Origin of the sequence: Embleya sp. NPDC008237, assembly GCF_042956465.1 — a bacterium.
In the GTDB taxonomy this organism is placed as follows: domain Bacteria; phylum Actinomycetota; class Actinomycetes; order Streptomycetales; family Streptomycetaceae; genus Embleya.
In genome coordinates, this window is the sequence record NZ_JBIBGL010000003.1 from 743133 (window position 1) to 763441 (window position 20309).

17 protein-coding genes and 1 tRNA gene are annotated in these 20309 nt (G+C 72.1%); 8 read left to right on the forward strand and 10 right to left on the reverse strand.

Annotated elements, in window-relative coordinates:
* The first annotated feature begins 16 nt into the window (after positions 1 to 16).
* On the forward strand, positions 17 to 682 hold the full coding sequence (locus ACFZBU_RS10170) for an HAD family hydrolase (protein WP_391583005.1): 666 nt from the start codon (positions 17 to 19) through the stop codon (positions 680 to 682).
* A gap of 335 nt (positions 683 to 1017) precedes the next feature.
* Here the strand turns inward: ACFZBU_RS10170 and ACFZBU_RS10175 are convergent, their stop codons facing one another.
* Positions 1018 to 2037 carry a transcriptional regulator gene (locus ACFZBU_RS10175; protein ID WP_391583006.1) on the reverse strand — a complete coding sequence of 340 codons (1020 nt, stop codon included), beginning with the start codon at positions 2035 to 2037 and terminating at the stop codon, positions 1018 to 1020.
* Positions 2038 to 2411: 374 nt separating this feature from the next.
* Between ACFZBU_RS10175 and ACFZBU_RS10180 the strand changes: the two genes are divergently transcribed.
* Positions 2412 to 2849 (forward strand): hypothetical protein, encoded by a 438-nt coding sequence (locus tag ACFZBU_RS10180; protein ID WP_391583007.1) that lies wholly within the window; start codon positions 2412 to 2414, stop codon positions 2847 to 2849.
* A 384-nt stretch (positions 2850 to 3233) separates the two neighbouring features.
* Positions 3234 to 3569, forward strand: coding sequence for a hypothetical protein (locus tag ACFZBU_RS10185; RefSeq protein WP_026218229.1), 336 nt, complete (start codon positions 3234 to 3236; stop codon positions 3567 to 3569).
* A gap of 61 nt (positions 3570 to 3630) precedes the next feature.
* Here the strand turns inward: ACFZBU_RS10185 and ACFZBU_RS10190 are convergent, their stop codons facing one another.
* From ACFZBU_RS10190 to ACFZBU_RS10205, 4 genes are all read right to left on the reverse strand, one after another.
* Positions 3631 to 4980 carry an AAA family ATPase gene (locus ACFZBU_RS10190; protein ID WP_391583008.1) on the reverse strand — a complete coding sequence of 450 codons (1350 nt, stop codon included), beginning with the start codon at positions 4978 to 4980 and terminating at the stop codon, positions 3631 to 3633.
* On the reverse strand, positions 4971 to 6509 hold the full coding sequence (locus ACFZBU_RS10195) for a hypothetical protein (protein WP_391583009.1): 1539 nt from the start codon (positions 6507 to 6509) through the stop codon (positions 4971 to 4973). The genes ACFZBU_RS10190 and ACFZBU_RS10195 overlap by 10 nt, the downstream gene beginning before the upstream one ends.
* On the reverse strand, positions 6506 to 7705 hold the full coding sequence (locus tag ACFZBU_RS10200) for a hypothetical protein (protein ID WP_391583010.1): 1200 nt from the start codon (positions 7703 to 7705) through the stop codon (positions 6506 to 6508). Before ACFZBU_RS10200 ends, ACFZBU_RS10195 begins: the two co-directional genes overlap by 4 nt.
* Before the next feature lie 80 nt (positions 7706 to 7785).
* Positions 7786 to 9579, reverse strand: a complete 1794-nt coding sequence (locus tag ACFZBU_RS10205; RefSeq protein WP_391583011.1) for a hypothetical protein — start codon at positions 9577 to 9579, stop codon at positions 7786 to 7788.
* Positions 9580 to 9835: 256 nt separating this feature from the next.
* Here ACFZBU_RS10205 and ACFZBU_RS10210 point away from each other — a divergent pair.
* A tRNA-Lys gene (locus tag ACFZBU_RS10210) sits at positions 9836 to 9909 on the forward strand.
* A 259-nt stretch (positions 9910 to 10168) separates the two neighbouring features.
* Complete coding sequence (locus ACFZBU_RS10215; RefSeq protein WP_391583012.1) at positions 10169 to 11383, forward strand: cytochrome P450; 1215 nt, start codon at positions 10169 to 10171, stop codon at positions 11381 to 11383.
* Positions 11384 to 11432: 49 nt separating this feature from the next.
* Here the strand turns inward: ACFZBU_RS10215 and ACFZBU_RS10220 are convergent, their stop codons facing one another.
* The 5 genes from ACFZBU_RS10220 to ACFZBU_RS10240 all read right to left on the reverse strand — a co-directional run bounded on the left by ACFZBU_RS10220 (position 11433) and on the right by ACFZBU_RS10240 (position 15762).
* Complete coding sequence (locus ACFZBU_RS10220; RefSeq protein WP_391583013.1) at positions 11433 to 12743, reverse strand: cytochrome P450; 1311 nt, start codon at positions 12741 to 12743, stop codon at positions 11433 to 11435.
* The gene (locus tag ACFZBU_RS10225; protein WP_391583014.1) at positions 12740 to 13363 is read right to left on the reverse strand and encodes an ATP/GTP-binding protein; all 624 of its coding nucleotides are present in this window, start codon (positions 13361 to 13363) and stop codon (positions 12740 to 12742) included. Before ACFZBU_RS10225 ends, ACFZBU_RS10220 begins: the two co-directional genes overlap by 4 nt.
* Complete coding sequence (locus tag ACFZBU_RS10230) at positions 13344 to 13703, reverse strand: DUF742 domain-containing protein (protein WP_391583015.1); 360 nt, start codon at positions 13701 to 13703, stop codon at positions 13344 to 13346. Before ACFZBU_RS10230 ends, ACFZBU_RS10225 begins: the two co-directional genes overlap by 20 nt.
* Positions 13700 to 14164 carry a roadblock/LC7 domain-containing protein gene (locus ACFZBU_RS10235; protein WP_391583016.1) on the reverse strand — a complete coding sequence of 155 codons (465 nt, stop codon included), beginning with the start codon at positions 14162 to 14164 and terminating at the stop codon, positions 13700 to 13702. The genes ACFZBU_RS10230 and ACFZBU_RS10235 overlap by 4 nt, the downstream gene beginning before the upstream one ends.
* A gap of 83 nt (positions 14165 to 14247) precedes the next feature.
* Positions 14248 to 15762: a sensor histidine kinase gene (locus ACFZBU_RS10240; RefSeq protein WP_391583017.1), complete on the reverse strand. Its 1515-nt coding sequence runs from the start codon at positions 15760 to 15762 to the stop codon at positions 14248 to 14250.
* 1077 nt (positions 15763 to 16839) lie between these two features.
* Here ACFZBU_RS10240 and ACFZBU_RS10245 point away from each other — a divergent pair.
* The 3 genes from ACFZBU_RS10245 to ACFZBU_RS10255 all read left to right on the forward strand — a co-directional run bounded on the left by ACFZBU_RS10245 (position 16840) and on the right by ACFZBU_RS10255 (position 20221).
* A complete protein-coding gene (locus ACFZBU_RS10245) occupies positions 16840 to 18099 on the forward strand; it encodes an Ig-like domain-containing protein (protein ID WP_391583018.1) in 1260 nt (419 codons plus the stop codon).
* Between the two features lie 182 nt (positions 18100 to 18281).
* The gene (locus tag ACFZBU_RS10250; RefSeq protein WP_391583019.1) at positions 18282 to 19466 is read left to right on the forward strand and encodes an Ig-like domain-containing protein; all 1185 of its coding nucleotides are present in this window, start codon (positions 18282 to 18284) and stop codon (positions 19464 to 19466) included.
* A gap of 47 nt (positions 19467 to 19513) precedes the next feature.
* Positions 19514 to 20221: a class I SAM-dependent methyltransferase gene (locus ACFZBU_RS10255; protein WP_391583020.1), complete on the forward strand. Its 708-nt coding sequence runs from the start codon at positions 19514 to 19516 to the stop codon at positions 20219 to 20221.
* Positions 20222 to 20309 lie beyond the last annotated feature (88 nt).

A 20309-nucleotide genomic window follows, 5' to 3' on the forward strand; every position in this document is an offset into this window, starting at 1 on the left:
ACAGCGGGGAGCGGTAATGCGGATCAGCGCCGTGGTGTTCGACGTGGGCGAGACCCTGGTCGACGAATCGCGGGAGTACGGCACCTGGGCCGACTGGCTCGGGGTGCCCCGACACACGTTCGCGGCCACCTTCGGGGCGGTGATCGCGCAGGGCCTCGACTATCGCGAGGTGTTCCAGCGCTTTCGGCCCGGTTTCGACCTGACCGTGGAGCGGGCCGCGCGCACCGAGGCGGGCTTTCCCGAGTGGTTCGGCGAGGAAGACCTCTACGCCGACACCCGACCGTGCCTGAAGGCCCTGCGCGACCAGCGCCTGTGGCTGGGCGTGGTCGGCAACCAGACCGTGAACGCGGGCGTCATCCTGCGCGGCCTGGACCTGGGCGTGGACCTGCTGGCGACCTCCGACGACTGGGGCATCAGCAAGCCCGAGCCGGCCTTCTTCGAGCGCCTCGTCGCCGAATGTCCGTGCCCGGCCGAGGAGATCCTGTACGTCGGCGACCGCCTCGACAACGACGTCCGCCCGGCCCACCTGGCCGGCCTCCGCACCGCCCACGTACGCCGCGGCCCCTGGGGCTACCTGGTCGCCGAAGACCCCGAACTCATCGCAGTCACCGACCTACGCCTGGAGTCCCTCGGCGAACTCCCCGCCGCGGTCGCCCGCATCAACGGCATCACCGAACCATAAAAAAACCACCTCCGAACGCCGGCCCCTCACCCAGGCCGGCGTTTGAGACCAAGCAGCCGGGCCGGCCCATGAGGCCACTCAGCCTCGCCGGCGCTTGAGGCGAACCCAGCCCGGCCGGCGCTTGAGGCCAAATAGCCCGGCCGGCGCTTGAGGCCACTCAGCCCCGCCGGCGCTTGAGGCGAACCAGCCCGGCCGGCGCATGAGGCCAAATAGCCCGGCCGGCGCTTGAGGCCACTCAGCCCCGCCGGCGCTTGAGGCGAACCCAGCCCGGCCGGCGCATGAGGCCAAACAGCCCCGCCGGCGCCTGAGGCCACCTCGGCCACAGACCGTGCACGTCACGCCGAGCCCTCCATCGGCCGCGCCCCGCCGCCCGAGCGCAACCGATCGTCAACCTCCCGCACGAACGACTCCCGCGCCCAAGGCGCCAGCGACGCCCGCACCGTGCGCACCCGATCCACCGCCGTCGCATACCCCTGTACCCCGACCAGATCGAGCGCTTCCTCCAACAGCCGACAGGCGTCTTGCGGCTCGCGCGCCCCCACCGCCGTCGCCGCCAGTTCGGCCAGCGTCATCGCCCGCTGCTTGTGGCTGTGCGCAGGCAACCCGGCGAGCGTGCGCTCCAGGCTGGCCCGGGCCTCGGCCGAGCGCCCGGCGGCCACCTCCGCGGCACCCCGGAAGCCCTCCAGGCGGGCCGCGGAGAACCAGTCCAGCCAGGCCGGCGGCCCGTCCGCCGTCCACGAACCGGGCGTCTCCGGCGGCGCGTACGTATCGGCGGCGCGATCCAGCAGCGGAAAGGCCGCGTCCGGCGTGCCGAGCCGGACCTCCGCCTCGGCCGCGATCGCGTCCAGCCACGCCCGCAGCGTCGGCCCGGCGTCGCCGCCCGTGGTGCGCTCGCGCGCCGCGGCCAGGGTGTCCCGGGCCTCCCCGCCACGCCCGGTCCAGGCCGGCGCGAACGCCATGTGCCCGAGCACGGCGGCGGCCAGCGAGCCGTCCCGACCCCGGTCCGCCGCGTCCAGGGCGAGGTCCTGCCAGCGCCGCACGTGCGGCCCGCGCAGGCTCAGGTCGAAGAAGGCGATCCTCGACGCGAGCAGCGCGGTCTCCGCGATCGCGGAGTAGTGCGCCCCCTCCGGCCCCTCGGCCAGCAGCCGGGCGCCGTTGCGGGCGTGTTCGGCCACCACCGGCAGCAGTCGCCCGGGTTCCTCGATCCAGTAGCGGGATCGCAGCCGGGCGGTGGTGGCGACATAGGCGGTGGGATCGGGGAGCGCGGCTGCCGGCCCCGAGGAGGCGTATGCGCCGGAACTCTTGACGGTGAGGCCGGCGACGGCGGCGCCGGCCAGAAAGGTACGTCGTTGCACCGCGTCCTCCCATACGCGTCGTGGTGACGGACAGTCGTGGTGACGGACATGACTGCGTGGACCCGGTCACGCGGTAGACCGGGCCCGACCGCTCCGTGCTGGATCTCGATCGTGACCCCGTCCCACCTGCGGCGTCATGCCTCTAGCCCGTTAGGGCGGCAAGAGTCCTCAGCGCGTCCTGCAGGAGTCCCACCGCGGGCCTCGTCACACGGTGTGCCGACCTGGTTGCATCTAAGGCAGAAGCGGACGCCCCCGAAGTCGGACGCTTCGGGCTTGTGCAGGACGAAGAGGACGCTTCGAGGACCTCCCGGCCCCCGAGGACGATTCCGTTTCCACGACGAAACGAGAGGACCGCCTCACCGATGGACGCCGACGTGAACCGAACGACGCTGGCAGCGCTGCCGCAGGACGCGCTTCGGAACCCGTACGCCCCTCGCCTGGTCGCAGCCGGCGAGACGTTCGACGTGATCGAGGTGGAGGACCGGCTCGGCCGTGAGGCCTTGGCGACGCTGCACGCGCACCGCGTGCCGGTCGGTCCGGTCATCTTCGACCGCCGTTACCGCCGGATCGGGTTCCTCGTACCGCCGACCGCCGTGATGCCGATGCGGCCGCGCGAGCGCCGACTCGGCCCGCGCCACCACGGGCGGGGTGCCTGGATCACCTTCCCGCCGCCGCCGGAGCAGAACGACGGGCCGCTCGTGTGGCTCGTGCCGCCGACGCCCGACAACCGCCTGACGACGCTGCGGCACGTCCGCGCCGCGATCGCCGAGGCCGCCCGCGCGCTCGCCGAGCGTCACCAGCAGGCGATCTGAGATCGCCCCCCGGACGTACCGGTCGGGGACCTGACATCACGAGCGGCTCCCCCAATACCTGCTCGACCCGGCCGGTACCGGTAGGACGCGATGCGCCCCCTCGCCACTGTGCGAGGGGGCGCATCCGCCTGTGCGGACCGGCGCCGGGAGGTTTACCGGCCGCCGAAACCGCCTGCACGGCCCGGTTCCCGCCGCCGATTCGGGGTTTATCGGGGCACGTGCCGGGCTGTCGTCCCTCTTTCGGGCAAGGGTCTTTCGGATGGCGTCCGGTTGGCGACAATGGCAAGGGCGCGGGATCTTGCGGGCCGGTTTCGGCCGATCCCGCCGCTCCCCCGTGTCCGTCTTCGTCGTCAGCACGTCTGCACTGTCGGAAGGAATCCGCGCATGCCGTCCGAGTCGCGCAAGCCCCGTATGCGGCCCGCGCCGCTGTTGTTCGAGCCCGCGGTACCCGAGCCGCCCGACGAACGCTTCTTCGACCTGGACGATCTGACCGATCCCCAGGAGGTGCTGGCCCGCTCGACGGACCTGGCCGAGGCGTTCCGCGCGGCGGCCGACCGGGCGGTGGACTACCAGGCGATGGCCGCGGCGCGGATGGCGGATCCGAATCGTTTCGACCACCTGACGACGGCTCAGGTCGCGGCGCGGGCGGGCTGGGGCGAGGAGTACACGGCGAAGATGATCGAGCACGGCCGAAAGCTGCTGCTGGAGCGCGGCGAGTAGCCGGCGCCGCACCGGGGCCCGCGCACCGGTCGGGCCCGGCCCGACCGGCGTGCGTGTGTGCTCACCCGGACAGTGCGACCCGGTGCCGGGCGAGTTCGGCCAGCACCGCTTGGTTCGCCTCCCAGCCGTCCGGGAAGCTGACCGGCACCCCGAGGTGGACCGGGTCGGCGGTGGGATGCGCGTCGAGCAGTTCGGGGATGCCGGCCCGGGCGACCACCAGACACGCATGCCGATGCCGCGAGGTCAGCACGCACAGCCGGCCGGTCTCCAGGTGGAACTCGGTCGCGTCGCGACGACCCGAGAGCGGATGCAGCACCACGGTCACGTCGAATTCGCGACCCTGGAGCCGGTTCGCGGTGTCCACCACGATTCGGGACGCGCCCAGGTCGCGCAGCGCCGACTCGACCCGCGCCCGCTGCTCGCGGTGGCTGACGCCGATCGCGATCCGGGACGCGTCCAGCGGCACCCCGTCCGGGGTGCGCTCGCCGATCGCGGTCCCGCCCCGGGCGAGCAGCCGCGCGGCCAGCGTGGCGACCGCCTGTACCGCCTCGTCGTCGGCCGCCGCGGTGAACCGCGCGGGCAACTCCAGCAGGCCCCACCCGGACGTCGCCGCGACGTCCACGGCCGCGTCGTACGCGTCGTGGGCGCGGGCCGCGCCGAAGTGCAGCAGCCGCTCGCCCGGACCGGTCCCCGACCGGAACGGGGTGAACGGGTAGAACGCCTCCGACACCAGCGGCGCCGCGCTCGCGGGCAGCCGCCAGGACACCGGGAGTCGATGCACCGGCAGATCCGGGTTGTGCCGCCGCAGCACGACCACCGCACTCTGCGACGGGTCGTAGCTGAGGCTGTGCCAGCGCGAGGTGTCCACGGTCGCGAACGGGTCGAGTTGGCCGGGGTCGCCCACGAACAGTGCCCGGTCGAACAGCCGGGCCACCAGCAGCAGCGCGTCCGAGCGCATCTGGTACGCCTCGTCGACGATCGCCCACGGCCAGCGCCGGTCCTGCACGAGCGCCCACTTGGCGGCGGTGGCCACCACCACCGCACACGCGTCCAGCGCCTCGGCCTTCTCCGCGTTGAGCACCGACGTGCCCACCAGCGCGGGCGGCAGCCGGTACCCGGTGGCGGACAACCGACCCACGGTCAGCCCCGGGTGGTCCTCGACCAGCCGGACCAGCAGGTCGTCGACCTGGTTGTTGGTCTGCGCGACGATCATCAGCCGCTCGCCGCCTCGGGCCAGCTCCCCCGCCGCGCGCACCACCAGCGTCGACTTGCCCGCGCCGGGGGGCGAATCGACCACGACGCCGCGATGCGCACCGGAGCCGAGGTCGGCGAGCACGGCGTCGGTCGCGGCGGCGGCGAGCGCGGCCGGGTTGCCCTCGGGGTGAGCGGTCCGCACGGTCGTCACGACCACTCCTCCAACGCGTCGTCGTCCGCCTCCGGGGCGGCCTCGGGCTCGGGCTCCGGCGGCGGGCCGCCGTGAGTCCAGGGGGTGTCCTCGACCGCGGGCCAGTCCGGGCCGCGCCGGAATTCGGCGATCAGCGAGGTCCAGCACAGGACTTCGCCCGGTTCGGGCACGCTGCCCGGCTTGGGCGCCTTGCCGCCGCCCATCCCGCCGCGCAGTTCCAGCACGACCCGGCCGGGCTCGGTCTCCAGGACCCGAGCCTTCGCGTCCGGGCGTTCGACGCACGCGAGGTCGGTACCCGGCCCGAACAGCGGTTCGTCGTCGGTGGCGAAGGTCAACATCGGACGCGGGCGGGCGGTCTTCTTCCCGGGCTCGGTGACCGTGCGCTCGGCGTCCACCGCGATCAGCTCGCCGCGGAAGGCCTCCCCCGCGAGCCGGACGGCGGCCATCAACAGCGGGTCGTCGCGCACCTGTTCGGCATGCAACCGGGCCTGCGCCCGTTCCCGGGTCGCCAGTTGGGCCGCGGCCGAGACCGCACCGGGCACCCGCGGTTGCGGACGCGACTCGGGGTCGGCCAGATCGGCGGCGAAGAAGCTGTACGAGGCCCGATCGGCCTCCCAACGCCCGGCCACCGACCCGCCCGGGGGCAGCGCGCCGAGCAGTTCCACACCGCGCCACATGCGATCCCAGGTCGGCAGCAACTCGGCGGCCAGCGCGGTGCGGATCGCCTGCTCGGCATCCCGACCGCGCGGCCCCGGATCGGTGCGCACACCGGTGTCCGCCGCCTCGGCCCGTTCCGCCGCCACCGCCTCGTCGAATGCGGCGATCAGCGGCACCAGGCGCTCGTCGAACGCCGGATCGGTCGCGGGCCCCGCGGTCGGGCCGCCCTCGACCTCGCGGGCCGCCTGATCCCCGCGCTGCCCGGCCGGCGGGTCGATCCAGGCGAGCAGCGCGGCCAGGTCGCCGTCCTCCAGTGCGCTCTGGCCGGTCACCCACGCCTGGGTGAGCAGATCGGTCATCGCCAACAGCACGCTCGATCCGGGCACACCGGCGCGGTCCGCGAGCCACGTGCTCCACCGGCCGAGCAGCGGAACCTCCTCGGCCACCGCGAACTCGCCGTCGGTGCGCCGGAATCGGGTGGACCGGCCGAGCAGACGCAGATACTCGACGCCGCCCGCCGTGGGCACCAGCACCTGCGGCGCGTCCACGCTGCGCTCGTACGGGTCGTCGCCGCGCCGCTCGATCGTCTCCGTCTCGGCCGCGAACGCGCCCAGGTAGGGCAGCAGCAGCCGGCCCAGCTCCGCCGCGTGCGCGAACCGCCGGTCGCGGTCGCGTGGTTGCGGCACCGCGAGCAGGTGCGGCCGGTCCCGGTCGGTGCCGACCAGCACGGCCAACGGGGCGAACGCCTCGCCCGCGAGCACATAGGGCACCAGCACCAGCGGCCGGGCGGACAGATGCCGGTGCCGCACGGTCGCGGCCGGTTGGGCCACCCCGGTCGCGGCAGCGCGCAGTCGGCCGAGCGCGGCGATCGCGCTCACCCGACGCCGCCCGGCACCCGGGTGCGCAACGGCTCGGCCGGCGGCGACACGGACCACGGCGTCGCGGTTCCCAACACCTCGGACCGCAGTGCCTGGGCCCGGCGCAGCAGCCTGGCCACGTCCTCCTCGCCGGGCCGGGCGGCGCGGGTGCCGTCGGCCAGGGCCAGCGCGTCGGCGATGTCCTCGATCCCGCCCAGCGCCCCGCGCACCGAGGTGCCCAGCGTGCCCACGCTGCCGCCGCCCGGACCGCAACTGCGGGCCTCGTCCCGGCAGAACAGCGCGAGTTCGCACGCGGACAGGCAGTCCGGGACGTACGCGGCGGGCACCTGCGCGACCGCCGCCCCGGCCGGTTCGCCGTCGACGTCGAAGGTCAGCGTGTCCGGCAGTTCGCCGAGCAGTTCCTCCACCCCGGACAGGCGTTCCAACCGGCGCCGGGTGGTGGCCAGTTCGCGCCGCACGTCGAGCACGACGGCGACCGGGCGGTTGGAGAAGTCCTGCGCGCACACCAGCACGATGTCGGTGGCCACCACATCCGGGTCCAGGCCCAGTTCGGCGGCCAGTCGGCGCAGCGCGTGCACGTACACCGCGGCCTGGCGGGTGGCCGAAGCGAGCTTGCCCGGGTCGGCGGACCCGTCGATGATCGCGAACGACTTGATCTCCACCACGTACAGCCGGCCGGCCACCCGGCAGGCCATCGCGTCCGGCTCCAGGTAGGCGCGCCGGCCGGCCACGTCCAGCGGCAGCAGCGGGTGGTCCAGGATCGCGCAGGCGTCCGGCTCGCCGCGCGCCGCCCGGGCCAGGGCGTCGCGGGTGCGGGCCACCCGTTCCTCACGGCTCGGCCGGCCGGCGCTCTCGTGGTCCACGTCGACCAGCGCGCCGGTGTCCGGGTTCGCACCCAGCGTCTCGGCGAGCAGTCGGCGCAACTCGGTGCCGCCGTCCGCCTTGACCCGGGCCTCGAACACGTTGCCGCGCCCGATCGCGAACGGCGAGCGACCGCCGTACCGGGCCGGGAAGCCGAGCCGGTCGGCGAGCACGGTCTTCTCGATGCCGGCCGCGTCCAGCACGCCCCGGCGGGCGCAACCGGGGTTGGCCGCGAGGGCGGCGACCGTGCGGGCGTTGTGATTGCGGGTGGGCAGTGTGCCGCGCAACTGCTCCAGCCTGCCGGCGATCGCGCCGGTGGTACCCGTCGTGCGCATGTCTCGTGTACGGCTTTCGTCGTCGAACCGTCCGGTCCCGGGTCAGTGTGGACCATGTCACCGACACGGGGAATTCGGCGCTACTCGTCCGCCCCGGGAAGCGCCACGAACCCGGTTTCGTCGGTGGGTGCCAGTTCGCTGAACGACTCCAGCACCTCGTCGAGTTGGCGAACCGCGACCGAGTTCTTGTAGGGCTCCAATTGCCTGCGGGTGACCCGCACCCGGTCCATCGCCATCGAGTACCAGTGCACCCGCAACATGTCGACGGCCTGGAACAGCCGGCCGCACGCCTCGTCCACCTGACCGGCCTGAAAGGCCGCCTCGGCCAGGTCTGCGTACATCACCGCGCGCTGTTTGTCGCCGTTCGGCGGCAGGTTCTGCAGCGCGTCGTTGAGTGAGCCCTGGGCCTGGTCCATCCGGCGCGCGGTGAGTTCGGCCTTGCCCCGAAAGCCCCACAGCCGGGAGGCGTCGAAGAAGTCCAACCACGGCGGCGTGGGCGTGTTGTCCGGGTGGCACAGCAGGTCCTCGGCCCGGTCCAGCAGGTGCAGCCCGCGCTCGGGGGTGCCGCGCAACGACTCGAATTCGGACTGCACCGCGTCGAACCAGGCGAGCATCACCATCGGCGCACCGCGGGTGGCCGTCTTGCGGGCGAAGTCGAGGATGTCCTCCGCGGCCGAGGGGGCCGCGTCGAAGGCCGGGATGAACGCGGTGTGGGTGAGCACGGCGGCGGCGAGCAGGGTGTCGCCGGCCTCGTTGGCGGCGCGGTAGGCGACCAGGTAGTGGTCCTGCGCGTCGTGCGGGCGGGCCAGGTCGAAAAAGGCCATCCGGCCGGCCAGCATCGCGGTCTCGGCGAGCGACGCGCCCAGGATCCGGCGGGCCCGGGCGGGGCCGGGGGCGTCGAGCAGTTGGGTGCCCAGGCGTACGTGGGCGATCACCGACGGATAGGCGATGGCGGCGGGGGCGACCCAGTACATCTGTCGGTAGGTGCGGGTGAGCATCGCGTACTGGTCCGCGCCGACCACGGTCAACTGGCCGGCCCGCGAGTGCATCGGCACCGCGAGCGGGCCCGGGTCGGGGGTGTCCCGCAGCAGTTGGCGCAGCACCGCGGGGGTGGCGATCTCCAGCGTGCGGGCCGGCGGCTCGGCGACGGGTGGGCCGATCGCGCGCAGCGGCGGGCGCACCGGCAGCCCGGGCGGGCCGTCGCCCTCCAGCCGCCGGCCGCCGACCACCGTGGGGCCGGTCTCCGGGGTGGTCCGGGGAGGTACGACCGCGGGTCCGGGCGGCGGTACCGGACCCGGTGGTGCGGCCGGTCGCGGGGGAGGCACGGGGCCCGGCGGGGGCACCGGACGCCCGGAGCGCGCCGGCGGCACCTGGCGGCCGTCCGCGGGTGCCTGGTGGGCGGGCGCGGCCATCGCCCCGCCGACCGGGCCGCCGGCCGGTGGCGGGCGGCGGCGGACCCGGGCCTCGCCGAAGCCCTGGTGCTCCACGCGATCGAGCGCCCGCCCGGTTTCCCGAGCGGGCGCGGGGAACGCCGATGGAGCGCTCGGTTGCTCGGCGACGGGGTGTGCGTCGGTGAAGCCCTCGCCGTACTCGGCCAGCTCGGCCTGCCACGGTGGGGTGAACCCGAGGTCGGTCAACGGCCGCTCGAACAAAGCCTGCAGAACCTGCTGATAATCGGGGGTCGGCCAGGGCGGGTCCGCACTTTCCCACCGTCGCACCTGCCGCACGCTGACGCCGAGACGAAGCCCGCATTCGAGTGCCTTCTTCTCGAAGGCATCGGCCAATTGTTGCTGGGAAACCCAGCCATGCGAGTGCCGTAGGGCCTTGAGCCGGACATTCCCGGACGAAGGACCGGCCCCCTGCCGCATGGCCATCGGCCCTCCCGGTTACGACGTGCGGTGTGCTGTGCAGGCTGTGATGCCGACGGTACCCGGCGTGAGAGGGCCCGGGGGACCTCTTTGCGGATGTCTGGAAAAGGGCGTCCTCCCCGTGTCCTCGAAGAAGTCCTACGAGGGACCTTGCGCGCCCTCGATACGCTCCCTGCGCGCCCCCGGCCGCCATCCGAGCGTGTCGAAGGGTGTCGATTTTCGATCACCGCCGACCCCTGCTAATGTTTCCCACGCAACGCAGGCGCCGCTAGCTCAGTTGGTTAGAGCAGCTGACTCTTAATCAGCGGGTCCGGGGTTCGAGTCCCTGGCGGCGCACCTTGCGAAACGGCGATGGGGCCCTCGGTTCACCGAGGGCCCCATCGCCGTTTTGTCGTTTCCCTCATGTGTCGACCCGGCCCTCCGTGCATCGACCTCTCCATGTTTCGACCCTTTTCCCGATCGATGTCACGGGAACATTTGTTCGCCTCGGTGAATACGGCACCGCATGGACGGGGGTGGACCCCGGCCGGCGCGGTCCATAGCCTGGACGGGTTGGTTGATGATCTTCGATTGCGTTGTGGGACAAGGGGATTCGATGACCGCCCTGGATGTGCCAGACATACTTTCGCCCGAGTTCGCGGCCGATCCGTATCCGCTGTACCGAAGCATGCGTGACGAACACCCGTTGTTGTGGCACGAAGGCATGCAGAGTTGGATCATCTCGCGCTATGCGGACCTGGAACGGGCTTTCAAGGAACCGGTGTTCACCACCGACAACTACGACTGGCAGTTGGAGCCCGTACACGGGCGGACCATCCTGCAGATGAGCGGGCGCGAACACTCGGTGCGGCGCGCGCTGGTGGCGCCCGCCTTTCGCGGCAACACCCTCCAGGAAACGTTCATGCCGGTGATCGAACGCAACGCCCGGCGGCTCGTGGACACCTTCCGCGAGCGCGGTTCGGTGGACCTCGTGCCGGAGTTCGCCCAGCGCTTCCCGGTCGATGTGATCGCCGACATGCTCGGCCTGGACCAGGCCGACCACGAGCGCTTCCGCGGCTGGTACACGGCGGTCATCGCGTTCCTGGGCAATCTGAGCCAGGACCCCGACGTGGCCGCGGCCGGGCTGCGCACGCGCGAGGAGTTCGCCGCGTACCTGCTGCCGCTGATCGCGGAGCGGCGCGCGAACCCGGGGAGCGACCTGCTGTCCACGCTGTGCCTGGCCGAGATCGACGGCACCCGGATGAGCGACGAGGACATCAAGGCGTTCTGCAGCCTGCTCCTGGCCGCCGGCGGCGAAACGACGGATAAGGCGATCGCGAGCCTGTTCAAGAACCTGCTCGAACACCCCGAGCAACTCGCTGCGGTACGCGCGGACCGGTCGCTGATCCCGCGGGCCTTCGCGGAGACGCTGCGCTTTTCACCGCCGGTGCACATGATCATGCGCCAGCCCGCCGAGGACGTCGAACTCAGCGGCGGCGTGGTGCCCGCCGGGAGCACGCTCACGTGCCTGATCGGCGCCGCCAACCGCGACGACCGGCGCTACGCGCACCCCGACCGGTTCGACATCTTCCGCGAGGACCTGACCGCCAAGACGGCGTTCTCCGCGGCGGCCGACCACCTGTCCTTCGCGCTCGGCCGGCACTTCTGCGTCGGCGCGCTGCTCGCGGTGGCCGAGGTCGAGGTCGGCACCAACCAACTCCTCGACGCCATGCCCGATCTGGCCTTCGCACCGGGGTTCGCGCCCGCGGAGAAGGGCGTGTTCACCCGCGGCCCGGTCGCGCTGCCGGTGACGTTCACGCCGGCGGCCTGAGTCCGGTTCGGGGCGGGCGGGCACCCCGCCCGCCCGAACCGGCCCGGGATCAGCCCACGTACGCGGGGGTGAACTCGACCGGAAGGTTCTCCAGCCCGCGCATCCACACCGAGTCGCGCCAGACCAGATCCCGGGTGGGCACCGAGAGGTTGACGTCCGGCAGCCGGTCGAGCAGTACCTCGATCGCGGCGCGCGCGATCACCTCGGCCAACTCGGGGGCCGGGTAGGGGCAGCGGTGCTCGCCGTGGCTGAAGGACATGTGCGCGTTGTTGCCCGCGGCGCCGACGTAGGAGTCCGGCCGTACCTGCGGGTCGGTGTTGGCCGCCGACAGGCCGAGCACGAGCAGGTCGCCGGCCTTGATCTTCTGGCCGCCGAGCACCGTCGCGCGCACCGCCCAGCGGCCGATGAAGTTCTGCGTGGGCGTGTCCTCCCACAAGACCTCGTTCAGCGCCTGACCGACGCTGCGCCTGCCGCCGAACAGGGTCAGCGCGAAGCGGTCGTCGGTCAGCATCAGCCGCAGCGTGTTGCCGATCCAGTTCGCGGTGGGCTGCTGGGCGGCGGCCATCACCACGAGCATGTCCTGGATCAGTTCCTCCTCGGCCAACCCGGCCGGGTGCGCGAGCAGTCGCGAGGGCACGTCGGCGCCCGGCCGTTCCCGCTTGCGCTCCAGCAGCCGGGCCATCGTGGCCCGTACCCGCAGGTGCGCCTCGACCGCGCCCTCACCGCCGTCCAGGGAACCGGCCAGGTCCTGCACCAGCGCCGGGGTCTCCTGCTCGGGCAGCCCGAACAGCCCGGCCACCACGAGCGAGGGCAGCCGGTGCGCGTAGTCGGCCATCAACTCGGCCTCGCCCACCCCGGCGAACTCGTCGACCAGGTGGTCGGCGATCCGCTCCGCCTGGGCCCGCAGCTCGAACTGGTCCACCGCCGCGAGCGCGTCGCTGATCGCCCCGGAGCGGCGCCGGTGTTCGGGCCCCTCGGTGAACATCACCGACGGCTGGTAGCCGACGAACGGCATCAGCGGCCAGTCCGGCGCGATCCGGTCCCACGCGTGCCAGCGCCGCGAGTCGCGGGCGAACAGCTGGTCGTTCGCGGTCACATGGTGCACCTCGCGGTAACCGAGCACGAACCACGCGGGAATGTCGCCGTCGAGCAGGATCGGCGCCACCGCACCGTGCTCCTGCCGCAGCTTGCGGTACATGCCGTGCGGGTCCTGCCACAGCCCCGGGCCGGACAGCCGCGCGGCGTTCGCGTGCGAGGCGTCGATGTGTGCCGCGGCCGGCGGCCCGCCGGCCGCGTGCGCCGGGCAACCCTCGGGCGGCGCGGGGGCATTCGGGTCGTTGAGGTCCGAAGGCGTGGTCACAGGGCGCGCTCCCGGGCGGCAGACAACGTGTAGAGGTGGTTCACCAACGCGATCAGCACGGCCTTGCTGGACTCCCGACTGCGCGCGTCGCAGTCGACCATCGGAATCTCCGCGGGCAGCGACAGCGCGTCGCGCACCTGCTCCAGCGTGTGCTCGGGCGGACCGAAGTTGTTGCGGGCGAGCACGAACGGCATGCCGTGGTGCTCCAGCCGGTCGATCGCGTACCAGGAGTCCTCCAGGTGCCTGGGGTCCACCAGCACGACCGCGCCGAGCGTGCCCGAGAACAGCCGGTCCCACAGGAACCAGAAGCGTTCCTGGCCGGGGGCGCCGAACAGGTAGAGCACCATCTCGTCGTTGAGCGAGATCCGACCGAAGTCGAACGCGACCGTGGTCGTGGTCTTGCCGTCCGCGCTGCGCGCGTCGTCGATGCCCACGCCCGCCCGGGTCATCGTCTCCTCGGTGTTGAGCGGACGTATCTCGCTCACCGAGCGCACCATCGTCGTCTTGCCGACGCCGAACCCGCCCACGATGGCGATCTTGAGCCCGTCACGCGCGGTGCTCGCCAGGGGGGTACGAACGGCCGGCTCGGACGTGGCGAGCTCAGAGGTTGTGGAGTCCAACGAGCACCTGCTTCAGGATCTCGGTATCGGGTAGTTGCGCCCGGCGCGGGGAGGTGCGCGGGTGCCGCGCGGTGATCCGCCCCGTGTCGAGCAGGTCGCACAGCAGGATCTTCACCACGCCCACGGGCAGGCCCAGTTCGGCGGCGATCTCCACGACGGCGGTGGGTCGATCGCACATCCGCAGGATCCGGACGTGCTCGGACTGCATGCCCGGGCTCGGTTCGCACTCGCTGACGATCAGCGTGACCAGGTCGAACGCTTCCTCGTTCGCGTGGGTCCGACCGTTGGTGACCGTGTACAGCCGGTCCGGGTCCCCGCTGTCGACTGGCCGCCGGATCATGCCGATCGGCCGCCTTCGTCGAACTGCCGGGCCGGTGCGCTCAGGTACTCGCCGATCTGCTCGACCAGTTCGTTCATGTTGTGGCCGACCACGCCGGCGTCCGCGTCGTCGTCCGCGATCACCGCGAGGTGGGCGCCCTCGCCGGCTTCGACGATGAACAGGATGCCGCCGTGGAACTCGGTCATCGACTGCCGGACGCCGCCGCTGCCGTCGCCGAACTCGATCGAGGCGCCGTGCGACAGGCTCTGGATGCCGGACGCGATGGCCGCGAGTTGGTCCGCCTGGTCCACCGTCAGGCCCGCGGTACGGCACAACTTGAGGCCGTCCTTGGACAACACCAGCGAGTGCCGGGTGCCCGGGGTGCGCTCGATCAGGTTCTCCAGCAGCCAGTCGAGATCACGCTCGGGCTGCCGCTGGGTGCCGATCCGCTGTGCGTCGGTGCCGTGTGCTGTTGCGCTCATAGGGCTTCCGAGGTGGACATCCGGTCCGGATGGCCGACCCCCGCCTCCGTTCTCTCGTTGCGTACGACCCGGCGATGGGGCGATCAGGAATTGTCGTCGGGGGACGCCGTCACGTCCCGACCCGGCCGTTCGCCCTGGACCGCCTGGCGGAACGCGCCGAAGCGGGCGCCGGGGGCGGGACGTGGCTTGGCCGCGCGCGGGGCGGGATCCGGGCGCGACTCGGCCCGCTCCGCCGCCTTGGCCGCGGCGGCCAGGGTCTGCCCGGGACGGCGCTTGGCCAGCCCGGAGAGGGTGGGTGCGGGCGCCGGCTCGGACGCCGCGGGGGTCGGCTCGACCACCGATTCGAAGACCGGGGGTGCCGCGGCGGCCGGCGCCGGCTCGACCGGCTTCGCCGCGACGGGACGCGCCTGGGCGGCACGTGTGTCCGGCACGGCCCGCTTGCGCGGCTCGGGGCGGGCCTCGCCGACCAGTTGCCGAGGAATCATCATCACGACACCGGTACCGCCGCGCGAGGAGGGCCGGAAGGACACCGTCAACCCGTGCTTGCGGGCCAGACAGCCGACCACGGCCAGGCCCAGTCGGGTCCCGGACAGCGTGGTCAGGTCCAACGCCTCCGCCGCGACCGCCTGTTCGGCCCGTCGCAGCGCGAACTCGCCCATCACCAGGCCGCCGTCCTCGACGGTGACCACGATGCCCGCGGGCACGTCCTCGACGTAGACGTGCACCTGCTCGGAGGGCGGCGAGAACTTGGTCGCGTTGTCCATCAGTTCGGCGAGCGCGTGCATGACACCCTCGGCCGCGTAGCCGGCCACCGCCGCCTCGCTGGTCGAGTGCACCCGCACCCGCTGGTAGGCGCTGATCCGGCCGACCGCGCCGCGCAGGATGCTCTCCATCACGATCGGCTTGGTCCACCGGCGACCCGAGCGCGCGCCGGTGAGCACCGCGATGCTGTCCGCCAGCCGACCCGCCTGGGCGGTGCTGTGGTCCAGCCGCAGGAGGTCGCCGAACACCTCCTCGCCGTGTCGGCCCTCCATCTCGCGCAGGTCCGCGAGCATGCTGGTGGACAGCGCCTGCACCCGGCCGGCGGCGTTCGCACACGCGGACATCGCCGCGGCGCGCATCCGCTCGCCCTGTCCCACCTCGCGGGCGACGGTGGCCAACGTGCGCTGCAATGCCTCGTGTTGCGGGGCGGGTACGCCGGCGAGCGCGGTGTCCACCGACGCACCGCCGCGCAGCAGCGCCACCAGCGCGGGCAGCGTCTCGTCGGCGAGCCGGGTCGCCTCGGCCTCGTAGGCGGACATCCGGTCCCGGTTGTCGTCGTTCCACCGGGCCGCGTCGCCCTCCATCTCGGCGATCCGGGCACGCAACATGTCCGCGGTGCCGATCGCGTACACGGTGGCGGCGACGGCGATGGCCAGCGCGAGCGCGACCGCCACGCCGCCCACCGCCACCGCGGTGCGGTGGTTGGACCCGACGGCGGACACCGCCCACACGACCGCGCCTGCGGTGATGAGCGACACGGCCGCGAAGGCGAGCAGCGCCCGTCCCATGGGCGGTCGTCCGGACCGGTCGCGAGGGGGCATGTGTGCAGCTGACATCAAGCGGATCCTCGTTGCCGGGGGCTGGTCGGGCGTGAGCCTACCGGGCCCGATCCGGACGTGCCCAACACCGACCTTCCGGACGCATGCGTAGCCTGACGTGTGGCCAACCGCCCTGATATGTCCGCGACTTACCCATCTCTGCGCAGGACGGATCGGCTCGCCCAAACCGCCTTCGACAGCCGGCGCCGACCGCCCGTCGGCGGCTCGCGGGCATGATCCGATCGGCGCGGTCGAGGGCCTGCGACGGACCTGGGCCGACGCTGCGGATCGGCCCGCCGAACCGGCCGAAAGCGCCGGATTCCCGCCCGCCGACCGGCTCATCGGCACATCGGCCGGCCGCGCGGTCGATCCGAACCGGCCGCCCCGGGAACGACGACCGACCCGGGCACGGGTGGCTGCGATCGTCTCGGCCGAGCCCTCGGACCGGCCGGCGCGGGGCGGTTCGGCCGCGCACCGCGCGGCGCCGCGCACGCCGGTCGCACCGGGCCGTCGGGGCGGCGGATGCCACCGACGCACCCCCGAACGGTGATCAGTGTCACGTCGAGGAAGGCCCCGCGAACGCGTTTTCGCCGACGCGCAGTGGAGACGAAGGGCGAGCGCGGGCCGCGACTCCCGCGCCGGATGACCCCGAAGGCCCGGGCCGGATCCTTCGAACCCACGCACGATCGGCCGGATTTCTCGGTCCGACGCCGGTTTTCGGCCACTGTGTCGCGCATCCGGGCATTCCGCTTCCACGGCGACACGGCCGCTATATCTTTGCGAACGTTGCCCGCGCAAGCCGGGCGCCGGAGCCGGCTCGACGACCGGTTCGCTCGGCGCGAGGCGCCCGCACGACGGCCACGAACCCGGGAATCTCCCGCCGTATCGGCCCTCGACCGGTGCCTCGGACCCCGAGAAGGGGCTTCGATCACGGCCCGAAGCGGGGTTCCCACGTTCGATACGAGACGCACATCACATCCCCCGGGGAGCAACCTGAGGGGGCCTCCGGAAGTCAATGATGCGGAGACTCGCATCGCGCGGCCTCCATTTTCTCGACCCGTGTGAAGGGAACCCCGAAAAGTGGCAGGTAAAGCGATGCGACGGCGCACCGTTCCGGCCGTCCTGGTCGCCGGAGCGATCCTGTTCACGGGGGCCTGCGGGCTGCTGGGCGGAGACGACAAGGGCGACAAGACGAGCAACGCGGGCAGCGAGTCCAAGGTGGCCCCCGGAGCGTCCGGCGGTGCCGCGGGCGGCACCGAGTCGGGCAAGCCCCAGGAACCGGCCAAGGGCGCCGCACCCCAGGTGAACACGACCCCCGAGGACGGCGCGACCGGTGTCGACCTCGGCGACCCGCTGACCTTCGCGGTCGAGGGCGGAAAGATCACCGCGGTCAAGGTGGTCAACGCCAAGGGCGAACCGGTCGACGGCACCCTCGCCGCGGACGGCAAGTCCTGGAAGCCGAAGGTCCCCTTCACGCCCGGTGGTCAATACACGGTCAGCACCACCGCCACCAACGCGGACAACCAGCCGACGACGGTGTCCACCAGGTTCACCACCCAGACGCTGGGCAAGGAGGTGACCGCGTCGATCTTCCCGGACGGCGGGACGGTCGGCGTCGGCCAGCCGGTGTCGGTGCGCTTCGACCGGCCGATCACCAACAAGGCCGAGGCGGAGAAGGCGATGAAGGTCACCGCCACTCCGGCGGTGTCCGGCGCGTGGCACTGGTTCGGCAACACACGCGTGGAGTGGCGGCCGAAGGACTACTGGAAGGCCGGCACGAAGGTCAAGGTCGACCTGAATCTTCGCGGCGCGGACCTGGGCGGCGGCGCGGGCTCCAAGCAGTACAAGAGCTTCAACTTCGCGATCGGCAACATTGCCCGGATCTCCACCGTCGACGTGGCCGCCAAGACGATGACCACGACCGAGAACGGCAAGGTGGTCAAGACCATCAAGGTCACCACCGGCGAGTCCCCCAAGTACGACACGTGGGGCGGTGTGATGGTGGTGATGGAGAAGTACACCCAGACCCGGATGAACTCGGCGACCGTGGGCCTGGGCAAGGAGTACGACATCCCGGATGTCCCGTCGGCGGTCCGGATCACCACCTCCGGCACCTTCGTGCACGGCAACTACTGGTACGACAAGTCGAATCCGCCGTTCGGTCGGGTCAACACCAGCCACGGCTGCGTGAGCATGACGCCCGAGGACGCCAAGTGGTTCTACGACCACGCGGATCGCGGCGACGTGGTCAAGGTGATCAACTCCAAGGAGCGCACCGTCTCTGCGGACAACGGCTACGGCGCGTGGAACCTGACCTGGTCGCAGTGGCTGGCCACGAGCGCGACCAAGCAGTGACCGGGCCTGACCGCCGGGGGCGCGCTGCGGTCGCGCCCCCGGCGGTCCGACCGGGCCACGCACACCGAGCGTCACACCTCGATTGAGACCGTGATCACAGGGTCCCTCGCGCAACGCCGGCAGCGCTGCCGGCGTCCCTTTGGTGAATCCACCTGAGGGAACGAGCACGGGGGACCCTGTCCATGAATCGAACCACCCGACGCGTCGGAGTCGCCGCGCTGGTCGCCGCGTCGTTGTTGCTGACCGGAGCCTGTAGCAAGGACGACGCGAAGAAGGCGCCGAACCCGGGCAAGGCCGCCGGCGAGAACCGCGCCGGCCCGGTGGATCCGGCCGTCGTCACCCTGACCCCCGCGGACAAGACCACCGGCGTCGAGCCCGGGATGCCGATCACGATCGCGGTCGGAGGCGGCAAGATCGCCGAGGTCAAGGTGATCAACGCGAGCGGCGAGTCGGTGGACGGCGCGCTGGCGGGCAACACGTGGAAGCCCAAGGTGCCGTTCATGTACGGCGGCAAGTACACGGTGACCGCGACCGCGACCAACGCGGAGAACAAGCCGACCACCGCGACCGCCGCGTTCACCGTGCTCAACCCCACCCAGGCGGCCACCGCGACGTTCATGCCGGACGCGGACTCCACCGTCGGCGTCGGTCAGCCGGTCTCGATCACGTTCGACGAGCCGGTGAAGAACCACAAGGCGGTGCAGGAGGCGATCAAGGTCACCGCCACCCCGGCGGTGGACGGCGCGTGGCACTGGTTCGGCAACTCGCGGGTGGAATGGCGGCCGAAGGACTACTGGCAGGTCGGCACCCAGGTGAAGGTCGACCTCAACCTGCGCGGTGTGGACCTCGGCGGCGGCGTGATGTCGAAGCAGTTCAAGAGCTTCTCGTTCAAGATCTCGGACACCAAGCGGATCGCCGTCGTGGACGCCAACGCGCACACGATGACCGTCTCCGAGAACGACCAGGTGGTCAAGACGATCCCGATCACCGCGGGCGAGGACCCCAAGTACACGACGTGGAACGGGATCATGGTGATGGAGGAGCGCTACCCCACGCTCGACATGAACTCGCAGACGGTGGGCCTGGGCAACGAGTACGACCAGAAGGCCGTGCCGAACGCGATCCGGATCACCGAGTCGGGCACCTTCCTGCACGCGAACACGTGGGCGACGACGAACCCGTTCGGCAACGCCAACACCAGCCACGGCTGCATCAGCATGACGCTGGAGAACGCCAAGTGGCTGTACGACCGCTCGATCCGCGGTGACATCGTCCAGGTCAAGGGCAACGAGGAGAAGCCGGTCGCGGCCGACAACGGCTACGGCGCGTGGAACCTGACCTGGGAGCAGTGGACCGCCGGCAACTGACCCCACCGGCCGACGCACCACCCGCACGCTCTGCCTAACCTGTCCGGATGACCACCCCCGAGGACCCGCCGCTGCTGGACGACGCAACGCTGACCCGCTCGCCGGTCGTGGCGAACAACGCGATGAACCGCGAGCGGGGTCTGCGCGGAGTCAACAGCTATGCACGCGAGTTGGGCTTCGACCCGCTGTCCCGATTGGGTCCCGGGACGGCGTGGCTCGACCTGTGTTGCGGGTCCGGTAGGGCGCTGTTCGAAGCGGCCGGTGATCCGCGTGCCGAGGGCGTACGGATCACCGGCATCGACCTCGTCGATTTCTTCCTCCCCGCCGCCCGCCCGGCCGGACTCGACCTGATCGCGGCCGACGCGACCGGGTGGACCGCGCCGCGGCGCTACGACCTGATCACCTGCGTACACGGTCTGCACTACGTGGGCGATCGACTCGGGCTGCTCGCCCGGATCGCGTCCTGGCTGACGCCCACCGGCCTGTTCGTCGCCGACTTCGACCCGGCCGGACTCGCGCTGGGCGCGCTGCCGGGCGGCGCGGCCCCACCAGGATCGGCCGGCCGCGCCCCGGCCGCCGACCTGCCGGGCGAGTTGCGCCGCCAGGGCTTCGAGTACGACGCGCGTCGGCGGCGACTCGTGCTGCGCGGGGCGCGGCAGGTGGTGTTCCCGTACACCTACCTGGGCGCGGACGATACGGCCGGGCCCAACTACACGGGACAACCGGCGGTACGTGCTCACTACACCGGAACGTGACCGAGACCACGGCGGTGACTGCGCCCGAATGAGCGTATGAACTGTTGAACATACCGACGACGGGTACGCCTGCCACGGAACAACCCTT